The sequence below is a fragment of the Aeromicrobium erythreum genome, from assembly GCF_001509405.1.
GTDB lineage: Bacteria > Actinomycetota > Actinomycetes > Propionibacteriales > Nocardioidaceae > Aeromicrobium > Aeromicrobium erythreum.
The window spans coordinates 2657217-2675543 of record NZ_CP011502.1 but is presented as its reverse complement, the minus strand read 5'-3'; the positions used below and the strand labels follow the sequence as shown (position 1 = coordinate 2675543).

Below are 18327 nucleotides of genomic sequence, written 5' to 3'. Positions count from 1 at the left end.
CGTGCCACGATGACCCACGTGGACGACGCACCAGACGCCGACGGCCCCGACGTCGAGCACCTCCCGGGCGCGGTCGGGGGCGCGCTGCGCATCGGCCGGACGGTCCGCAGGCCGACGGGTCCGTGGACGCCGGCCGTGCACCGCCTGCTCGCCTTCCTCGCCGACGAGGGCCTCGGCGGCGTGCCGAGGGTCGAGGGTCTCGACGACCAGGGCCGAGAGGTCCTGAGCTACGTCGAGGGTCGCGGCGTGCCGGTCGACGACGAGGTCGTGCTCGACACCGTGCTCGTCGAGGCGGTCACCTGGCTGCGCGGGTACCACGACGTCGTCGAGGGCTTCCGGCCCGAGGAGCCGTTGCGCTGGCGGGGGACGGGGGAGGAGCCGGTGACGCTCGCGCCCGACCAGGTCGTCTGCCACCACGACCCCGGCGCCTACAACTGGATCGTCCAGAGCGGCCACTTCGTGGCGATGATCGACTGGGACATGGCCGGGCCAGGGCGGGCCATCGACGACCTCGCGTTCCTCGCCTGGACGGGCGTCCCGCTCTACCGCGACATCGGCGTGGAGGAGACCGCCCGCCGTCTCGACCTCGTCGTGGAGGCCTACGGCGAGTGGGGTCCGATGACGTTGCTGGACGCGGTCGTCGAGCGCATGACGACGGCGAGCGAGCGGATCGCGGCCGGCATCGCCCGCGGCGACGCGGGCATCGCGAACCTGCAGAAGGTGGGCGAGCCGCAGCGCACCCGCGACCGCGTCGCCGCCTTCCGGGAGCGCGTCCCGGCCATCCTCGACGCCCTGCCGTAGCCGTCCGCCCGGCACGCGACGCGGAGGGTGGGAGAGTGACGTGCATCACTCTAGGGTGAGGCATGGACTCCGCACTCTCCACGGTCGGCCTACCCGTCGCCCTCGGCATCATCATGCTGGGGCTCGGCCTCTCGCTCACGCCCGAGGACTTCCGTCGGGTCGGGCGCCACGCGAAGGCGGTGGTGGTCGCGCTGGCGTGCCAGCTGCTCCTCCTGCCGCTGCTCTGCTTCGGCCTCGTCACCGCCTTCGACCTCGACCCCCTGCTCGCCGTGGGCATGCTGCTGCTGGCGGCGTCGCCCGGCGGGACGTCGGCGAACCTCTACAGCCACCTCTTCCGGGGCGACGTCGCGCTCAACGTGTCGCTGACGGCGATCAACTCCGTCGTCGCGATCGGCACGCTCCCGCTGATCACCAACCTCGCGATCGCGCACTACGGTCTCGACGACGAGGTCTCGCTGCAGTTCCGGAAGGTGTTCGAGGTCTTCGTGGTCGTCCTGGCGCCCGTGCTGCTCGGCATGCTGGTGCGGCGCCGACGGCCGGAGCTCGCGGCCCGTGCCGACCGTCCGGTGCGCACCGCGTCGGCCGTCATCCTGCTCGTGCTCGTCCTCGGGATCCTCGCGAGCACCGGCTCCGACGCGGGCGACTACCTGCGCCAGGTCGGGCTCCCCGCCGCGCTGTTCTGCGTGGTGAGCCTCGTGGTCGGGTTCGCGGTGCCCCGCCTCGTCGGGCTCGGCCCGGCGCAGGCGGTGGCCAGCTCGTTCGAGATCGGCGTGCACAACGCGACGCTGGCCATCTACGTCGCGGTCGAGGTGCTCGGCGAGACGGCGATCTCGGTGCCCGGCGCGGTCTACGGCGTGCTGATGTTCCCGCTCGCGGCGCTGTGGGGCGTGCTGCTCACCCGGCGGCTGCTGCCCGCGCCGGCACGCCACGGCGCGGGAGCCCGAACGTCGTGAACGTGCCGGGCGACCACAGCACCGACGCCGGCGCCGTGCCTGCCAGGCCGGGGAAGCCGGCGGCCTCCAGCAGCGTGTCGTCGAGCGAGGTCAGCTCGGCGCGGTGCAGCGGCCAGGCGGTGTGCGTGTTCGGCACCCACCACGTGCGTCCGAGCACCCGGGTGTGCAGCCCGAAGCGAGCCGTGACGAAGTGCTCGAGCTCGCTCGGCTCCTCCAGGCGTTCGCCGGGCCGCACCTCGATCCGACCGCCCGCGCCCCGTGGTCCGGGCCAGCGTCGCGACGTCGTGTAGCGGTGCACACCGTCGTGCTCCTCGACCCGCATCCGCGCCCAGGTGTACGGCGTGCCGAAGACGAGCCGGGCGAGTGCCGACACGACGAGCCGGGCCGACTCCAGCGACAGGAACACGACGCCGTGACGTCCGGTGTCGTCCACCGAGTACAGACGCACGTTCGTCTCGTGGAACGTGCCCAGCCACGGGACCGCCGGCCCGCGCCCGAAGCCCGCGTGCTGCATCCGGAACGGGATCAGGCCCACGTACGACCGACCGTCGAGCACGTCGGGCCGGACCCCTGCCGGCATGAACGGCGCGACGACGTCGGGGTCGACGGCCCAGTGGACGAAGGCGATGTCCGCCCACGTCTGTCGCATGAGCCGGGGTCCGTGCAGGGCAGGTCCGTCGGGGTCCACGGGTCCAGTGTCAGGCCAGCGGGACCACCTCGCCGGGTGAGGGAAGCTCCACGCGACGGTCGAGGCCGAGGTCGTCGAGGAACCGCTCGTCGTGGCTCACCACCAGCAGGGCGCCCTCGTAGCCGCGCAGCGCGTCGACCAGGTGCCCGACGCTGACCAGGTCGAGGTCGTTGGTGGGCTCGTCGAGCAGCAGGAGCTGCGGCGCGGGCTCCGCCAGCAGCACGCACGCCAGGGCGGCCCGCAGGCGTTCGCCACCGGACAGCGTGGCGACGACACGGTCGGCGTCGCGTCCACGGAACAGCAGCCGAGCGAGTTGGGCGCGGGCCGTCTGGGGCGGGACGTCGGGCGCTGCTCGGCGGACGTTGTCGACCACGCTGGCCTGCTCGTCGGGGAGCGCCGGGCGCTGCGCGAGGTGCCCCACGGGCACGCCGACGCGGACGCTGCCGGCCTTCGGGGCGAGCTCGCCGAGCAGCACCTGCAGCAGCGTCGACTTGCCGCTGCCGTTCGGGCCCACGAGGGCCACCCGCTCCGGACCTCGGAGATGCAGGTCGAGCGCCGTGCCGACGCGCGGCAGCACGAGGCCGTCCGCGACCACCACGTCGCGACTCCGGGGGACCGCGGTGGCGGGCAGCTCGAGTCGCACCTCGCGGTCGTCCCGGACCCGCTCCTGGGCGGCGTCGAGTCGCGCCCTGGCCTGCTCGACGTGGTCCTCGTGCGCGCCGCGGAGGCGTCCCGCCGAGACCTGCGCCTGCATCCGTCGACCGTGCGCGACGATCTTCGGCACCCGCTTCTCCGCCTCGGCCTTTGCGGCAGTGCGGGACCGGCGGTCGAGCTTCGTGCGAGCCTCCACGAGCTCGCGCTGCTGACGCCTGACGTCGGCGCGGGCATCGCGCACGGCGCGTCCGGCCGCGTCCTGCTCGGCGTCGAGCACCTCCTCGTAGACGGAGAACCCGCCGGTGACCGTACGGACGGTGCCGGCGTGCACCTCCACGATGCTGTCGACGTGCTCGAGGAGCTCGCGGTCGTGGCTCGCCACGAGGGCCACGCCACCGAATCCGTGCAGCGCCTCGGCCAGGTGTGCACGGGCGCGACGATCGAGATTGTTCGTCGGCTCGTCGAGCAGGAGCACGTCCGGGCGGCGCAGGAGCCGAGCGGCCAGCGCCAGCAGCACCAGCTCGCCGCCCGAGAGGCTCGCGGCGTCGCGGTCGAGCCCGACCCGGGGGAGCCCGAGCCGGTCGAGCCAGGCGCGCGCCCGCTCCTCGACGTCCCAGTCGTCGCCGACGGCGTCGAAGTCGCGGGGGTCGGTGCTCCCGGCCTCGACGGCTCGCAGGGCCGTGAGGGTGTCGGCGACGTCGAGCACGTGCGCGACGCTGAGTCCGCGTACCGAGGGCACGGGGTCCTGCGGCAACAGCTCGACGGTGCCGCCGACCGCGACGACCCCCTCGGTGGGCGTCAGGTCGCCGGTGAACAGCCGGAGCAGGGTCGACTTGCCGCTTCCGTTCGTGCCGACGAGGCCGTGGACGCCGGGTCCGAGGTCGAGGTCGACGTGGGCGAGCACGGTGGTGCCGTCGGGCCAGGTGTGGGTGAGGTGGTGCAGGGACAGGGTCGCGGACATGGGGCCTCCGGGGAGATCGCGGGCGGGCGGGGCTGCGTGAGCCGCGCGGGCGCGCGTCGTCAGGAGGTCACGACGGAAGGTCCTCGCAGGGACCGGGTGCTGCCGTGAAGGAGGTCGACGAGACGCGCTGACGTCGAAGGACGTGCGCTGGGCTCGGACCTCAGAGCTTCACGGTGGCGGATCACCTCGCGGGTAGGGGACCTCCAGGCTACTACCGTGCAGCCATGACCGCCAAGGCCTCCGACGTCCCCAGCACTGCCGCCCGCCTCGCGCTGGAGCCGCACCCGGAGGGCGGGTGGTACCGCCAGACGTGGCGCTCGCCGGTCGACGTGACGCTGCCCGACGGTCGCGTGAGACCCACCGCGACCCTGATCTGGTTCCTCCTGCCGGCCGGCGACTCCTCCGCCTGGCACCGGGTCGCGTCGGACGAGCTGTGGCTGGCCCACACGGGCGAGGTCGCCCTAGAGCTGGGCGGCTCCGGAGCCGTGCCGGAGGCCGTCGAGCGGCATGTGGTCGGGGTCGGCGCCACGCAGGTGTCGCAGCTGCTCGTGCCGGCGGGCGTCTGGCAGCGGACGCTTCCGGGCGAGCAGGAGGCGCTGGTGAGCTGCGTGGTCTCGCCCGGCTTCGACTTCGACGACTTCGCCCTGCACGAGGGCTGACCCGACGTCCTACGATCGGGGGCCATGGACGAGATCTGGTTCGACGAGCGCGACGACGCCGCGGAGCTCGTGAAGGCCCTCGAGGCCGAGGGCTACACGGTGACCGCCCGGGCCGAGGGCTTCGCGGGCGAGGACGACTCCGAGGACCGCGCCTGGGCGGTCGTCGTGGAGCCGTTCGACGAGCGCGTGGTCGACATGGTCGACGTGTACGGCGGCTGGCTCCCGGGCGACCCGCGTCGCGCCGACACCGCCCCGCCCGCGGTCCCCGACCTCCCCACCGCTCCCAAGCGCCTCAAGCGCGAGCAGTAGGACCGGCCCTTGCGTTCTGTGGACCTTCTGACGATCACCGCGGCGAGGACCGTCATCAGGTCCGCAGGACGCGTCAGGCGTCGAGGTGGGTGCGCAGGAAGTCGACCTGGAGCAGCTTGAGGTTCTCCGCGACGACCTCCTGCGGGGTCATGTGGGTGACGCCCGACAGCGGCAGCACCGTGTGCGCCCGACCTGCGGCGAGCAGCGCCGAGGAGAGCCGCAGGGTGTGCGCGGCGACCACGTTGTCGTCGGCCAGCCCGTGGATGAGCATGAGCGGTCGCTCGAGCCGCTCGGCGAGGGGCATCAGCGAGTTGCGGTCGTAGACGTCGGGCTGCTCGTCGGGGTGGCCCAGGTAGCGCTCGGTGTAGCAGGTGTCGTAGAGCCGCCACTCGGTCACGGGCGCGCCGGCGACGGCCGCGTGGAACACGTCGGGCCGGGCGAGCACCGCGAGCGCCGACAGGTAGCCGCCGTACGACCAGCCCGTGATGCCCACGCGCGAGGTGTCGACGTCGTCGGGCCAGCGCTCGGCGACGCCGGCGAGGGCGTCGACCTGGTCGTCGAGCGTCACCGTGGCGAAGGAGTCGAGCACCTCGCGCTCCCACGCCTTGCCGCGCCCGGGCGTGCCGCGACCGTCGGCGACGACGACGCAGAAGCCCTGGTCGGCCAGCCACTGGGCCTCGAGGAACATACGGGCCGACGCGAGCACGCGCTGGGCGTGCGGTCCGCCGTAGGGGTCCATGAGGACGGGCAGGCGACGCGACCCCGGCACGTGGTCGCGCGGGAACAGGACGGCGGCGCGCAGCTGCCGGGCGCCGACCGACACCATCGTCACCGCGGGGTCGAAGGGAGCGGGCTCGGCCACGACGCGCAGCTGCGACACGGCGTCGGAGCCGTCGCGGTGCACCGTGAACGTCGTGCCCACCGTGTCGAGCGCCGACCGGCTCACCACCGTGGTGCCACCGCCGACCGCGGCCCCGTGCACGGCCTGGCCCGACGTCAGCGGCTCGACGGAGCCGTCGAGGCCGACGCGCACGACCTGCACCTCGGTGGGCTCCTGCGACGCGGTCACGACGACGGCGTCGGGGTGGGTGCTGACGATGCCGCGCACCTGCCAGCCCCGCGGGCCGACCGGGGTCCCGTCGACGACGACCTGGCGCGCCTCCTCCCCCGGCGCCCCTGTCACGTCCTCGACGGAGACCAGCCGGCCACCGGCCGCGTACCGCGGCGCGCTCAGCACCTCGACCCACGCCTCGTCGGTGAGGGTGCGGAGGGTGCGCGTCGAGCCGTCGGCGATGTCGACCGCGAGCACCCCCGCGGTGCGCTGGTCGCGGGTGAGGACCTGCAGCACGGGTGCGCCGTGCTCGGTCCAGGTGACCGAGGCCAGGTACTCGAACCGCTCGTGGTCCCATCCGACCTCCGTGCGCTGACCGTCGAGCGTGACGTGCCAGAGGGTGACGTCGCTGTTGGCGGTGCCGGCGGCCGGGTAGCGCTGCTCGACCGGCGCGCGGTCGGGGTGCTCGGGGTCGGCCACGTGCCAGGTCGCGACCGGGGCGTCGTCGTACCGCTCGACGAGCAGCGACTCGCCGTCCGGCGCCCACCAGAACCCGCGGAAGCGGCCCATCTCCTCGGCGGCGATGAACTCGGCCTGCCCCCACACCTGCGTCGGGGTGTCCGGCGTGGCCAGGGCCGTGTCGGCCGGCTCGGTGCTCGACGCGCCTCCCGGCAGGTCGACGACGCGCAGTGCTCCGTCGGCCGCGTAGGCCACGCGTCGACCGGTCGGGTCGACCCGCGGGTCGATCACGCCGTCGACAGTCGGCAGCTCGTGCACCTCGCCGGACGCCAGCTCGACCGCCCAGGCGCGACCCGAGAGCGCGAACGACGCCCAGCGTCCCGCCGTGTCGGTCGCGTACCCGACGACGCCCGCACCCTGCTCGCGCGAGCGCTCCCGCCGGGCCCGCTCCGCCGCCGACAGCTGCTCGCCGTCGGCCAGCAGCGCCGCGGGGTCGACGAGCACGCGCTCCTCGCCCGTCGCGACGTCGTGCGCCCACAGCGCACCGGTGCGCGAGACGCCGTCGGCGGTGCGCACGAACCACACGGTCGAACCGTCCGGCGAGACGGTGAGGTCGCGCGGGATGCCGAGGGTGAACCGGGCGGTGCGGGCGGCGAGGCGAGGGTAGGAGACGCTCATGCGCCCATCCCATCATCCGGACCGTCGGGGGCCGGCATCACCCGCTCGCCTCGCCCGACCGTCGGGTGCCCGGCCCGCCGATACGCTGGCCCCATGGCCCTGCCCGACCGTCGTCTCCTGCTCGTCCACGCCCATCCCGACGACGAGACCATCAACAACGGCGCCACGATGGCGAAGTACGTGAGCGAGGGCGCGCACGTCACGCTGGTCACCTGCACGCTGGGCGAGATGGGCGAGATCCTCGTGCCCGAGCTCGAGCACCTGGCCGCCGACCGCGACGACGCGCTCGGCGAGCACCGGCTCACCGAGCTGACCGAGGCGATGCGGCTGCTGGGCGTCACGGACTTCCGGCGGCTCGGCGGCGACGGCCGGTTCCGCGACTCCGGCATGAAGTGGGGCGACGACGGCAACGCCACGGCCGCCGACGACATCCACGAGAACGCCTTCTGGCACGCCGACCTGCTCGAGGCGACGAACGAGCTGGTCGCCGTGATCCGCGAGGTCCGTCCCCAGGTGCTGGTGACCTACGACGACTTCGGCAACTACGGCCACCCCGACCACGTGCAGGCGCACCGCGTCGCGCACTACGCCGTCGCGCTCGCCGCGGCCCGCTCCTACCGCCACGACCTCGGCGACGCGTGGGACGTCGCCAAGGTCTACTGGACGGCGATGTCGGCCCGGGCGATGCGCGAGGGCATCAAGGAGATCCGCGAGGCCGGCGACCTGCAGTTCATGGAGGGGCTCGACCCCGACCACCTGCCACCCTTCGCCATCGACGACGACGACCTCGACGCCGAGATCGACGGCAGCCCGTGGGTCGACGCGAAGCTCGACGCCATGCGTGCCCACGCCACGCAGATCTCGGTCGACGGGCCGTTCTTCGCCCTCTCCAACGACGTGGCGTTCCGCGCGTGGGGCACCGAGCACTACCGCCTGGTCAAGGGTGTCGCGGCACCCGTGCCCGGCACGTCGTTCGAGGACGACCTCTTCGCCGGCACGGGCGTGTGAGCGTGCGGGCGGTCCTCGCCCGCGCCGGCGTGCTGCTGCTGGGCGCGTGGGTCGGTGCGCTCGGTGCCGTCGTGCACCGCATGACGGTGGACGTGGGCGGCCTCGACGTCCCGTGGGGGCTCGTGCTCGCGCTCGTGGCCACGCTGGCCACGGCCGTCGCGTGCGACGGCCTGGTGCGGGTCGGTGCGGCGTGGTTCGGCTTCGGCTGGACCCTCGTCCTGCTGCTCCAGCAGGTGCAGTCGACGGGCTCCTACCTGGTGGCCTCGGACACCCTGGGGTGGACCTTCACGATCGGCGGACTGGGGCTCTGCGCAGCCGCGGTCGTGGTCGCGCCTCGCCTCGCCAGGTGAGCGCGGTGCGGGGCCGCCGGGGTCGCTCCGTCATCATGGGAGGAATGCGACCAGCGCCGACGGGCGTGACGCAGGGGTCGATCCTCTGTTGTACTACCGGTCGCACGGGGCACGATCGCGCGATCGTCGCCGCAGAGCCGACCACCCGAGGGAGCCAGGCATGAACGACGAGCGACCGGAGTCGCCCGACGTGGAGGGTACCGACGAGGGACACCTCGACGAGACCGTCTCCGACGCCGATGTCGAGCCGGTGGTCGAGTCCGACGAGCTCGACCTCGACGACGCCCCGACCCAGAGCTGGTCGCTCGCCGACCACGACGCCCCCCGGGCTGGGGGCGAGCGGTCCGGGGACGAGGGGTCCGAGGGCGAGTGGACCGAGGACGAGGCGGAGGTCGCCGAGTCGTCAGCGCCGGCCGAGGCCTTCGAGGACGTCGACGACGCTACGCAGGACGACGCATCGCTCGCGGCGGCACCCCCGCCGCACGCGGTGGACCCCGACGGCTGGTCCGACGAGCCCCCGACCGGCGACGGCGACGCCGGCTACCCGGGCGACGAGGGATCCGGGCGGCACTGGGGACGCTGGGCGCTCGTCGCCGTCGTCGTCCTGCTGGGCGGTCTCTACGTCGGTGGCTACCTGCTCACCGGCAGCCGGCTCGCCGCCGGCACCACCATCGGCGGCGTCGACGTCGGCGGCATGTCGCCCGCCGGCGCACGCTCGACGCTGGAGAAGGAGCTGGGCCCGAAGCAGGACGACCCGGTCGTCCTGGTCCACGGCGACGAGCGCTTCGAGGTCACGCCGTCCGACGCCGGTCTCGCGCTCGACGTCGACGCCTCCGTCGACTCCGCAGGCGGTGCGCGCAGCTGGGACCCACGCGACATGGTCGCGCTCGTGGTCGGCAGCCGCAACCGCGCCCCCGTGCTCGACGTCGACGAGAAGGCGCTGCGGTCGGCCGTCCAGGGCATCGGCGAGGCCGTCGACGTGCCCGTCACCGAGGCCCTCATCACCTTCCCGAACGCCACGCCGCGGACGCGCCAGCCCAAGGACGGGCTCACCATCCGCACCGCCGACACGGCGCAGCTCATCCAGGACGAGTACCTGGTGCAGGACGAGCCGGCCAAGGTCCCGACGGCCGCGGTCGAGCCCGCCGTCGACGTCGCAGGCCTGCGCGAGGCGGTCTCCTCGATCGCCCGGCCGGCCGTCGCGGCACCGGTGACCATCCGGGTCGGCCGGCAGAAGGTCGAGCTGCCCGTGACCGCCTACGCGCCGGCCCTGCGCGTCGAGCCCGTCGACGGCGCGATGACCCCGGTCATCGACCCGGAGCGGCTCGCCGAGCCCCTCACCGACGCCACCACCGGCATCGGGCGCAAGGCGGTCGACGCCACGGTGGAGATCCGTGGCGAGCGCCCCGTGGTCGTGCCGGGCAAGGAGGGCATCGGCCTGCAGCCGAAGGAGATGGCCGAGAAGCTCGTGCCGGTGCTCACGCGCAGCGGAGCCGAGCGCGCCGTCACGGTCGAGGCCAAGGTCGTCGAGCCGGAGTTCACGACCGAGGACGCCAAGGCCCTGCGCATCACCGAGAAGGTCAGCGAGTTCACCACCGAGTACCCGCACGCCGAGTACCGCAACATCAACCAGGGCCGAGCCGCGCAGCTGCTGGACGGCACCATCGTCGAGCCGGGGGAGACGTTCTCCTTCAACGACACCGTGGGCGAGCGGACGGCGGCGAACGGCTTCACCAGCGGCTCGGTCATCAACGGCGGTCGCTTCCGCGACGAGCTCGGCGGTGGTGTGTCGCAGGTGGTCACCACCACCTACAACGCCGCCTTCTTCGCCGGGCTCGACGACGTGGAGCACCACCCGCACGCGTTCTACATCGACCGCTACCCGGTGGGCCGTGAGGCGACCGTCTACTTCGGGTCGCTCGACCTGCGTTTCCGCAACAACCTCAAGAGCGGCGTGCTCATCCGCTCGTTCGTGCAGCCGAGCTCGCCCGGCGGCGTCGGCCGCACGACGGTGCAGATCTGGGGCACGAAGGAGTTCGACGTCGAGGCGGGCCAGTCCGAGCGGCGCAACTTCCGCACCGGCCAGACGCGCTACGACGACTCGGCCTCCTGCGCACCCCAGGGTGCGTTGCCCGGCTTCGACATCGACATCTACCGCACCCTGCGCAAGGACGGTCGCGTCGTGAAGCGCGAGACCGACACCGCCGTCTACCAGGCGGCCGACCGCATCATCTGCGGCAAGAAGCCGGAGCCGAAGAAGGACGACGACTGAGACCCGCCTGACGGGTCGCGGCGACGCCCGAGCGAGAGGCGCCGCCGCCCGCTCGGTCAGGCAAGGCCGAGGGCCGTCGCGAGGTCGGAGCGCAGCGCCTCCAGGGTGGCGTCGGCCTGCTCGCGCGACACCTCGACGGAGTCCTGCACCGACACGACGACCTCGATGTAGCACTTGAGCTTGGGCTCAGTGCCCGACGGGCGGCAGATGATGCGCGCCGAGTCGATCGCGGGTCCGTGCGGGGCGGCCTCCGTCGCCGGCGGCAGAGCCAGGGCGAGGCGGATCCCGTCGGTGGGCGGGAGGCCCGCGTACCCGTCGGCGAGGTCGTCGACGGCCGTCACCTCCAGGCCGCCCAGCAGTCGCGGCGGCGTGGTGCGCAGCGTGCTCATGGCGTCGGCGATGATCGACAGGTCGTCGACGCGCACCGACAGCTGGCCGGTCGCGTGCAGACCGTGCTCGCGGTAGAGGTCGTCGAGCAGGTCGAGGAGCGTGCGCCCCTCGGCCTTCAGCTCCGCCGCCAGCTCGAGCACCGCGAGGATCGCGGACACGCCGTCCTTGTCGCGCGCGACGTGCGGGGCCACGCTGTAGCCCAGCGCCTCCTCGTAGCCGAACGCGAGGTCGCCGATCTTGCCGAGCCACTTGAAGCCGGTGAGGGTCTGCTGCCAGCGTCGGTCGTGCGCCTCGGCCTGGCGGCCGAGCATGTCGGAGGAGACGATCGACGAGCCGTACGTGCCGTCCACGCCGCGGCGCAGCAGCAGCTCGGCCAAGAGCACTCCCGTCTGGTCGCCCGTGAGCATCCGGAACGCCTCACCGTCCCTGACCCCCACGGCGCAGCGGTCGGCGTCGGGGTCGTTGGCGACGATGACGTCGGCCCCGACCTCCGCCGCGAGCTTGAGCGCGAGGTCCATCGCGCCCGGCTCCTCGGGGTTCGGGAACGCGACGGTGGGGAAGTCGGGATCGGGGTCGCCCTGCTCGGGCACGACGTGCAAGGCGGGGAACCCGGTGCGTCGCACGACCTCGACGAGGGTGTCGCGTCCGACGCCGTGCATCGGCGTGTACACGGCGACGACGTCGCGTGGGCCGTCGTGCGCGAGGTCGACGACGGCCTGCACGTAGGCCTCGGCCACGTCGGGGCCGCAGACGGTGTAGTCGTCGCTGCGGGGCAGCTCGTCGACCCGGCCGACCTCGTCGATGAGCGCGGAGATGTCGGTGTCGGCCGGCGGCACGATCTGGCTGGAGTCGCCAAGGTAGACCTTGTAGCCGTTGTCCTGCGGGGGGTTGTGCGACGCCGTCACCATGACGCCGGCCGAGCAGCCGAGGTGCAGGATGGCGTGGGCGAGCACCGGCGTCGGCAGGTGCACGGGCAGCAGGTAGGCGCGCACGCCCGCCGCCTGCATGATCTCGGCGGTGTCGCGGGCGAACACGTCGGAGTTGTGCCGCGCGTCGTACCCCACGACCACCGACGGCTCCCCGTCGACCTCACGGCGCAGGTACGCGGCGAGACCTGCGGCGGCCTTGGCGACGATGACGCGGTTCATCCGGTTCGGACCGCCGCCGAGGGCGCCGCGCAGCCCGGCGGTGCCGAACTGCAGACGGCTGCCGAAGCGGTCCTCGAGCGCCGCGGTGTCGTCGGCGTCGACGAGGGCCTGCAGCTCGGCTCGGGTCTGCGGGTCGGGGTCCTGGCTGATCCAGTCGAGTGCGAGGTCGACGACGGACATGGGTGCTCCTCGGGGCGTGGGTGGCCGGTCAGGCTCAGATGCGGGGGATGACGTCGGCGAGCAGGGCGCCCATGCGGCTCGCGGCCGCCTTCCCGGCCTCGAGCACCTCCTCGTGGTTCAGGGGTTCGCCGGAGATGCCCGCGGCGAGGTTGGTCACCAACGACAGGCCGAGCACCTCGAGGCCGGCCTCACGGGCCGCGATGGCCTCGAGCGTGGTCGACATGCCCACCAGGGTTCCCCCGATCGCGCGGACCATCCCGATCTCGGCCGGCGTCTCGTAGTGCGGTCCAGGGAACTGCACGTAGACCCCCTCGTCGAGCGACGGGTCGACCTCGCGGCAGAGGGCGCGCAGGCGGCTCGAGTACAGGTCGGTCAGGTCGACGAAGTTCGCGCCCTCGATGGGGGAGGTGGCCGTCAGGTTGATGTGGTCGCTGATCAGCACGGGGGTACCCGGGGCCCAGCGCGGGTCGAGCCCGCCGCAACCGTTGGTGAGCACGACCGTGCGCACGCCCGCGGCCGCTGCGGTGCGCACGCCGTGCACGACGGCGGCCACGCCCTTGCCCTCGTAGAAGTGGGTGCGGCCCAGGAACACCAGGGCGCGACGCTCGCCCACCTGCACCGAGCGGACGGTGCCGCCATGGCCCGCGACCGCGGGGGCGCTGAATCCGGGCAGGTCCGCGAGCGCGATCTCGTGGTCGGGGGTGCCGAGCGCGTCGGCGGCGGGCAGCCAGCCCGAGCCCATGACGAGGGCGACGTCGTGGGCCGCCCCTCCGGTGCGTTCGGACAGGGCATCCGCGGCGGCGCGGGCGAGGTCTGCGGTGGTCACCGTCCCACCCTACGAGACGTCGCGGTCGGGGCATCCGCAGCCGGCCGCGCACCGGACGCCCGGCGTTCCAGGCGCGAGCGACGTCCGCGCCACGAGAAAATGATGACTACGAGGGTCTAGTCCCAAAGGACTAGTTCGGTGTAGTCTCCTGCTACCAGGACGACGGAAGGAACCACGGTGTCGACGAACCGCACGCGCTCCATGATCGCCTCAGCCGGTGCCGCCGCCCTGTTCGCGATGGCTCCGGCCGCCGCGGACGCGACCGTCCAGGGAATCCAGCCGCTCGGCCAGGGCATCCAGCCCCTGGGCGAGGGCATCCAGCCGCTCGACGACACCGCCGGCATCCAGCCGCTGGTCGCGGGACTGGTGCCTGACGCCGGCTGACACGACGTCCGACCTGTCGGGGGACGGGTCGGCGGTGGAGCATCTCGGGGGGATGGTCCATCACACACGACGAGACCCTGGCCGTTCGGGGGGATGGCCAGGGTCTCGTCGCGTGCGGGTCAGTTGAACTCGGCCGGGTCCGGGCCGGTGCGCTCGTCGCGGTTGATCGCGCTGATGCGCTGCAGCTCCTCGTCGGAGAGCGTGAGCTCGGTGGCGGCGAAGTTCTCGGCGATGCGCGACGGCGTCACCGACTTCGGGAAGACCACGTTGTCGAGGGCGAGGTGCCACGCCAGCACGACCTGTCCAGGCGTCGCGTCGTGCGCCTGTGCGATCTCCACGACCGCGGACTCGTCGAGCACCTCGCCCTGGGCCAGCGGGCTCCACGCCTCGGTCACGATGTCGTGCTCGGCGTGGTAGGCGCGCAGCACGTCCTGGGTGAGGGCCGGGTGCAGCTCGATCTGGTTGACCACCGGGGTGGTGAGTCCCTCGTCGGCGAGGCGCTGCAGGTCCTGCACGCGGAAGTTCGAGACGCCGATCGAGTGCACGCGGCCGTCGGCCTTGAGCTGCTCGAAGGCCTTCCACGTGTCGACGGAGGTGTCGTGCGCGGGCGTCGGCCAGTGGATCAGGTAGAGGTCGAGCGTGTCGATGCCGAGGCGGCCCATGCTGGCGTCGAAGGCGCGCAGCGTGGACTCGTGGCCCTGGTCCTCGTTCCACAGCTTCGTGGTCACGTAGACCTCGTCGGCGAGGCCCGTGGCCTTCAGGGCGGCGCCGACACCCTCCTCGTTGCCGTAGATCCGGGCGGTGTCGATGTGGCGGTAGCCGACCTCGAGCGCCTGCTCGACGGCCGCCTGGGTGTCGGCGGGGTCGATCTGGAACACGCCGAAGCCGACCTGCGGGATCGTCGTGCCGTCGTTGAGTGCGATGTCGCGTACGGTCATGTCTTCCACCGTAGGGGCCTGCTGGTGATGCGCAGCCCGAGCCGCGACGACGACGGCGCCCGCCCCGACGTGGTCGGGACGGGCGCCGTGTGCTCGCGCGGGGCGTGGGGTCAGCGGTCGGCCCAGGCCGGGTTCCAGCCGTCGACCTCGTCGGCCTTGCGCTCCGCCGGACCGACGTAGATCGACGAGGGACGGATGAGCCGGCCCTTCTTGTACTGCTCGAGGATGTGCGCGCTCCAGCCGGCCGTGCGGGCCGACGTGAACATCGCGGTGAACATGTTCGGGGGCACCTCGGCGAAGTCGAGGACGATGGCCGCCCAGAACTCGACGTTGGTCTCGAGCACGCGGTCGGGGCGACGGGCGCGCAGCTCGGCCAGGGCGGCCTGCTCGAGAGCCTCGGCGACCTCGGCGCGCGGCGCGTTCAGCTCCTTGGCCGTGCGGCGCAGGGTGCGGGCACGGGGGTCCTCGGCGCGGTACACGCGGTGCCCGAAGCCCATGAGGCGCTCGCCGGAGTCGAGGAGCTGCTTGACGTAGCCCTCGGCGTCGCCGGACTTCTCGACCTGCTCGATCATGTGCAGCACGCGCGAGGGCGCGCCACCGTGCAGCGGTCCCGACATGGCGCCCACCGCGCCCGAGAGGGCGGCGGCGACGTCGGCGCCGGTGGAGGCGATCACGCGTGCGGTGAAGGTGGAGGCGTTCATGCCGTGCTCGGCAGCGGACACGAGGTAGGCGTCGATGGCCTTGGCGTGGTCGGGGTTGACCTCGCCGCGCCAGCGCATCAGCATGCGCTCGACGATCGTCTCCTGCTCGTCGATGACCGCCTGGGGCACCATCGGCAGGCCGACGCCGCGCGCCGCCTGGGCGACGTAGGACAGGATCATGACGGCGGTGCGGGAGAGGTCCTCGCGGACCTGCTCGGGGGTCTGGATGTCGTACAGCTGGCGCAGGCCCCAGGCCGGCGCGGTGAGCGCGATGGCGCTCTGCACGTCGGCGCGGATGTCGCCGGAGTGCACCGGGATGGGGAACGGCTCGGCGGGCGGCAGGCCCGGCTCGTAGTGGCCGTCGACGAGGAGTCCCCAGATCTTCTCGAACGGCACGCGGCCGACGAGGTCGTCGATGTCGACGCCGCGGTACCGCAGCGCGGACCCTTCCTTGTCGGGCTCGGCGATCTCGCTCTCGAACGCGACGACTCCCTCGAGCCCGTGGTGCACCTGTACGTCATCAACCATGTCTGCATTCTGCCCTGAGCCATGAGCACCCGGCACGGCGAGTCCTGCTGGCTGGTCCGGGCGGCGCTAGCGTGACCCGCATGGAGCGTCCGATCGACCACGACCGTCTGGCTGCGATGCGCAGCGAGTACGAGGAGGGCGGGCTCGACGAGGCGCAGGCGGGCGACGACCCGTTCGACCTGCTGGCCCGGTGGCTGCGGGACGCCGTCGACGCGGGGGTGCCGGAGCCGAACGCGATGGCGCTCGGCACGGCCACCCTCGACGGTCGCCCGTCGGTGCGGATCGTCCTCATGAAGGGCCTGGACGAGCGCGGCGTCACGTTCTTCACGCACTACACGTCGCGCAAGGGCAGCGAGCTCGAGGCGAACCCACGGGCGGCCGCCACCCTGCTGTGGCACCCCGTGCAGCGCCAGGTGCGGCTGGAGGGGTCCGTGCAGCGTCTGCCGGCGGCCGAGAGCGACGCCTACTTCGCCAGCCGACCGCACGGCGCCCAGGTCGGCGCCGTCGGCTCCCACCAGTCCCGACCCGTCACCGACCGGAGGGCCCTCGAGGCCCAGGTCCGGGCCGCGGAGGACGCGGCGGGCGACGGCGAGGTGCCGCGACCGTCGACGTGGGGCGGCTACCTCCTGGTCCCGGAGACGATCGAGTTCTGGCACGGTCGGCGCAACCGGGTGCACGACCGGCTGCTGTACCGCCGCGACGTGGGGGGCTGGGAGCGTGTGCGTCTCCAGCCGTAGGCGTCAGAGGTAGAGCGCCGCCGCGGCGAGGGCCGGGAGCAGGCCGAGCAGGGTCCACGGCGACACGGGGGAGAGGCGGTGGACGAGGCGCCCGGCGGACACCGCGGCGATGCCGAGGGCCGCCATCACGCCGACGAGCACCAGCGCCGCGTCGTGCCGCTCGTCGGCGAGCATCGCGACCGCGGCGGTGAGGGCACCGAGCGGGAAGCACGAGACGGCGAGCACCAGCAGGCTGATGATCCACTGCTGCACCTTCTGCGTCGACATCGGTGCGCGGGCCATGGGGGCATCCTGCCAACCGGCGGGTCCGGGCCATGCGTCAGGATCGTTGCGTGAGTCGACTGTCCGGGGTGCTGACCGACGTGCGTCCGCTGCGGGCCTCCCCGGCGTACCGACGGCTCTGGATCGGCCAGACCGTGTCCGCCTTCGGCCAGCAGATGACGATCGTCGCGATCGCCTTCGAGGTCTACTCGCTGACCCGCTCGTCGTTCTCCGTGGGCCTGATCGGGCTCGCCGGGCTGCTGCCGCTCGTGCTCGGCGGTCTGTACGGCGGTGCGCTCTCCGACGCCTTCGACCGACGCCGGGTGGCGCTCATCTCGGCGTTCGGGCTGTGGCTGTGCTCGATGGCACTCGTCGCGCACAGCCTCGCCGGCATCGACTCCGTGGGGTTCCTCTACGGGCTGGTGGCCGTGCAGTCGGCGCTGTTCGCGGTGAACCAGCCCGCTCGCTCGGCGATGCTGCCGCGGCTGCTCCCGGCCGAGCTGCTGCCGGCCGCGAACGCGCTGGGCATGGCAGCCACGAACCTCTCCTTCACGGCCGGGCCGCTGCTCGGCGGCGTCCTCATCGCGTGGAAGGGCGTCGACGCCGCCTACGTGGTCGACGTCGTGCTGTTCGTCGCCGCGCTGTACTCGCTGTCGCGGCTCCCGGCCATGCCCCCGACGTCGCAGCAGGGCTCGCCCGGCCTGCGGTCGGTGGTCGAGGGGCTGCGCTTCCTCGGCACCGCGCCGAACGTGCGCATGACGTTCGTCGTCGACCTCTTCGCCATGGTGCTGGCGCAGCCCCGGGCACTGTTCCCGGCGCTCGCCGTCACGGTGTTCGCCACGGGGCCGGAGACCTTGGGGCTGCTGCAGGCGGCGCCCGGGATCGGTGCCGTGGCCGCGTTCCTCGTCTCCGGCTGGGTCAGCCGGGTCCACCGCCACGGCGTGGCCGTCGTCGCGGCCGTGTGCGTGTACGGCACGGTCGTGGCCCTGGCCGGCGTCTCGGTGTTCTCCGGCGCCTCGCTGCTGTGGCTGTGCGTGCTGATGCTGGCCTGCTCCGGTGCGGCCGACATGGTCAGCGCGGCCTACCGGTCGACCATCCTGCAGACCGCCGCCCCCGACGAGATGCGAGGTCGGATGCAGGGGGTGTTCATCGTCGTCGTCGCCGGTGGACCGCGACTCGGCGACTTCGTGATGGGCTCGCTCGCCGGTCTGGCCGGCGAGGCGTGGGCGATGACCGTCGGCGGAGCGCTCTGCGTGGCCGCGACGGCCTGGTTCGGGCTGCGGTCGCGAGGCTTCCGCGCCTACGACGCGCGCAACCCCACCCCCTGACCAGCCCTCCCACCCCGCTGACCGTGACGATGTGGCCCTGGATCCGGGGGATCCGGGGCCACG

Annotated in this window: 18 protein-coding genes; 10 read left to right on the top strand and 8 right to left on the bottom strand. The window is 73.2% G+C overall.

Going from position 1 to position 18327, the window contains the following annotated elements:
* Window positions 1-18 precede the first annotated feature (18 nt).
* Both Aeryth_RS12645 and Aeryth_RS12640 read left to right on the top strand, forming a co-directional pair.
* Complete coding sequence (locus Aeryth_RS12645) at window positions 19-801, top strand: phosphotransferase (protein ID WP_236749737.1); 783 nt, start codon at window positions 19-21, stop codon at window positions 799-801.
* Window positions 802-863: 62 nt separating this feature from the next.
* Window positions 864-1754: a bile acid:sodium symporter family protein gene (locus Aeryth_RS12640; RefSeq protein WP_067859280.1), complete on the top strand. Its 891-nt coding sequence runs from the start codon at window positions 864-866 to the stop codon at window positions 1752-1754.
* Here Aeryth_RS12640 and Aeryth_RS12635 read toward each other — a convergent pair.
* Together Aeryth_RS12635 and Aeryth_RS12630 are read right to left on the bottom strand one after the other, a co-directional pair.
* Complete coding sequence (locus Aeryth_RS12635) at window positions 1696-2442, bottom strand: YqjF family protein (RefSeq protein ID WP_236749736.1); 747 nt, start codon at window positions 2440-2442, stop codon at window positions 1696-1698. The two genes, Aeryth_RS12640 and Aeryth_RS12635, sit on opposite strands and share 59 nt — an antisense overlap.
* A 10-nt stretch (window positions 2443-2452) precedes the next feature.
* Entirely contained in the window at window positions 2453-4057 is a 1605-nt protein-coding gene (locus Aeryth_RS12630) for an ABC-F family ATP-binding cassette domain-containing protein (RefSeq protein ID WP_067859277.1), read from the bottom strand.
* 224 nt (window positions 4058-4281) lie between these two features.
* Between Aeryth_RS12630 and Aeryth_RS12625 the strand changes: the two genes are divergently transcribed.
* Together Aeryth_RS12625 and Aeryth_RS12620 are read left to right on the top strand one after the other, a co-directional pair.
* Complete coding sequence (locus tag Aeryth_RS12625; RefSeq protein ID WP_067859273.1) at window positions 4282-4716, top strand: cupin domain-containing protein; 435 nt, start codon at window positions 4282-4284, stop codon at window positions 4714-4716.
* A gap of 24 nt (window positions 4717-4740) precedes the next feature.
* Window positions 4741-5025: a hypothetical protein gene (locus Aeryth_RS12620; RefSeq protein WP_067859270.1), complete on the top strand. Its 285-nt coding sequence runs from the start codon at window positions 4741-4743 to the stop codon at window positions 5023-5025.
* A 73-nt stretch (window positions 5026-5098) separates the two neighbouring features.
* On the opposite strand, the gene Aeryth_RS12615 is transcribed toward Aeryth_RS12620, so the two are convergent.
* A complete protein-coding gene (locus Aeryth_RS12615; protein WP_067859267.1) occupies window positions 5099-7213 on the bottom strand; it encodes a prolyl oligopeptidase family serine peptidase in 2115 nt (704 codons plus the stop codon).
* Window positions 7214-7306: 93 nt separating this feature from the next.
* Between Aeryth_RS12615 and mshB the strand changes: the two genes are divergently transcribed.
* The 3 genes from mshB to Aeryth_RS12600 all read left to right on the top strand — a co-directional run bounded on the left by mshB (window position 7307) and on the right by Aeryth_RS12600 (window position 10843).
* Complete coding sequence (mshB, locus tag Aeryth_RS12610; protein WP_067859264.1) at window positions 7307-8221, top strand: N-acetyl-1-D-myo-inositol-2-amino-2-deoxy-alpha-D-glucopyranoside deacetylase; 915 nt, start codon at window positions 7307-7309, stop codon at window positions 8219-8221.
* Window positions 8218-8571, top strand: coding sequence for a hypothetical protein (locus Aeryth_RS12605; protein WP_067859261.1), 354 nt, complete (start codon window positions 8218-8220; stop codon window positions 8569-8571). Before mshB ends, Aeryth_RS12605 begins: the two co-directional genes overlap by 4 nt.
* A gap of 160 nt (window positions 8572-8731) precedes the next feature.
* Complete coding sequence (locus Aeryth_RS12600) at window positions 8732-10843, top strand: VanW family protein (RefSeq protein WP_067859258.1); 2112 nt, start codon at window positions 8732-8734, stop codon at window positions 10841-10843.
* A gap of 56 nt (window positions 10844-10899) precedes the next feature.
* Here Aeryth_RS12600 and Aeryth_RS12595 read toward each other — a convergent pair whose 3' ends face one another.
* Window positions 10900-12561 (bottom strand): phospho-sugar mutase, encoded by a 1662-nt coding sequence (locus Aeryth_RS12595; protein ID WP_067859255.1) that lies wholly within the window; start codon window positions 12559-12561, stop codon window positions 10900-10902.
* 34 nt (window positions 12562-12595) lie between these two features.
* Complete coding sequence (locus Aeryth_RS12590) at window positions 12596-13387, bottom strand: purine-nucleoside phosphorylase (protein WP_067859252.1); 792 nt, start codon at window positions 13385-13387, stop codon at window positions 12596-12598.
* A gap of 201 nt (window positions 13388-13588) precedes the next feature.
* Between Aeryth_RS12590 and Aeryth_RS12585 the strand changes: the two genes are divergently transcribed.
* A complete protein-coding gene (locus Aeryth_RS12585) occupies window positions 13589-13771 on the top strand; it encodes a hypothetical protein (RefSeq protein WP_158509209.1) in 183 nt (60 codons plus the stop codon).
* 119 nt (window positions 13772-13890) lie between these two features.
* Here Aeryth_RS12585 and Aeryth_RS12580 read toward each other — a convergent pair whose 3' ends face one another.
* Together Aeryth_RS12580 and Aeryth_RS12575 are read right to left on the bottom strand one after the other, a co-directional pair.
* Window positions 13891-14709: an aldo/keto reductase gene (locus Aeryth_RS12580; RefSeq protein WP_067859247.1), complete on the bottom strand. Its 819-nt coding sequence runs from the start codon at window positions 14707-14709 to the stop codon at window positions 13891-13893.
* Window positions 14710-14819: 110 nt separating this feature from the next.
* Complete coding sequence (locus tag Aeryth_RS12575) at window positions 14820-15938, bottom strand: citrate synthase 2 (RefSeq protein WP_067859244.1); 1119 nt, start codon at window positions 15936-15938, stop codon at window positions 14820-14822.
* A gap of 80 nt (window positions 15939-16018) precedes the next feature.
* Between Aeryth_RS12575 and pdxH the strand changes: the two genes are divergently transcribed.
* Complete coding sequence (gene pdxH / locus Aeryth_RS12570) at window positions 16019-16675, top strand: pyridoxamine 5'-phosphate oxidase (protein ID WP_067859241.1); 657 nt, start codon at window positions 16019-16021, stop codon at window positions 16673-16675.
* Between the two features lie 3 nt (window positions 16676-16678).
* Here pdxH and Aeryth_RS12565 read toward each other — a convergent pair whose 3' ends face one another.
* Entirely contained in the window at window positions 16679-16957 is a 279-nt protein-coding gene (locus Aeryth_RS12565; RefSeq protein ID WP_067859238.1) for a hypothetical protein, read from the bottom strand.
* Between the two features lie 50 nt (window positions 16958-17007).
* On the opposite strand from Aeryth_RS12565, the gene Aeryth_RS12560 reads away from it, so the two are divergent.
* Complete coding sequence (locus Aeryth_RS12560; RefSeq protein WP_202967669.1) at window positions 17008-18264, top strand: MFS transporter; 1257 nt, start codon at window positions 17008-17010, stop codon at window positions 18262-18264.
* The last annotated feature ends 63 nt before the right edge of the window (window positions 18265-18327 follow it).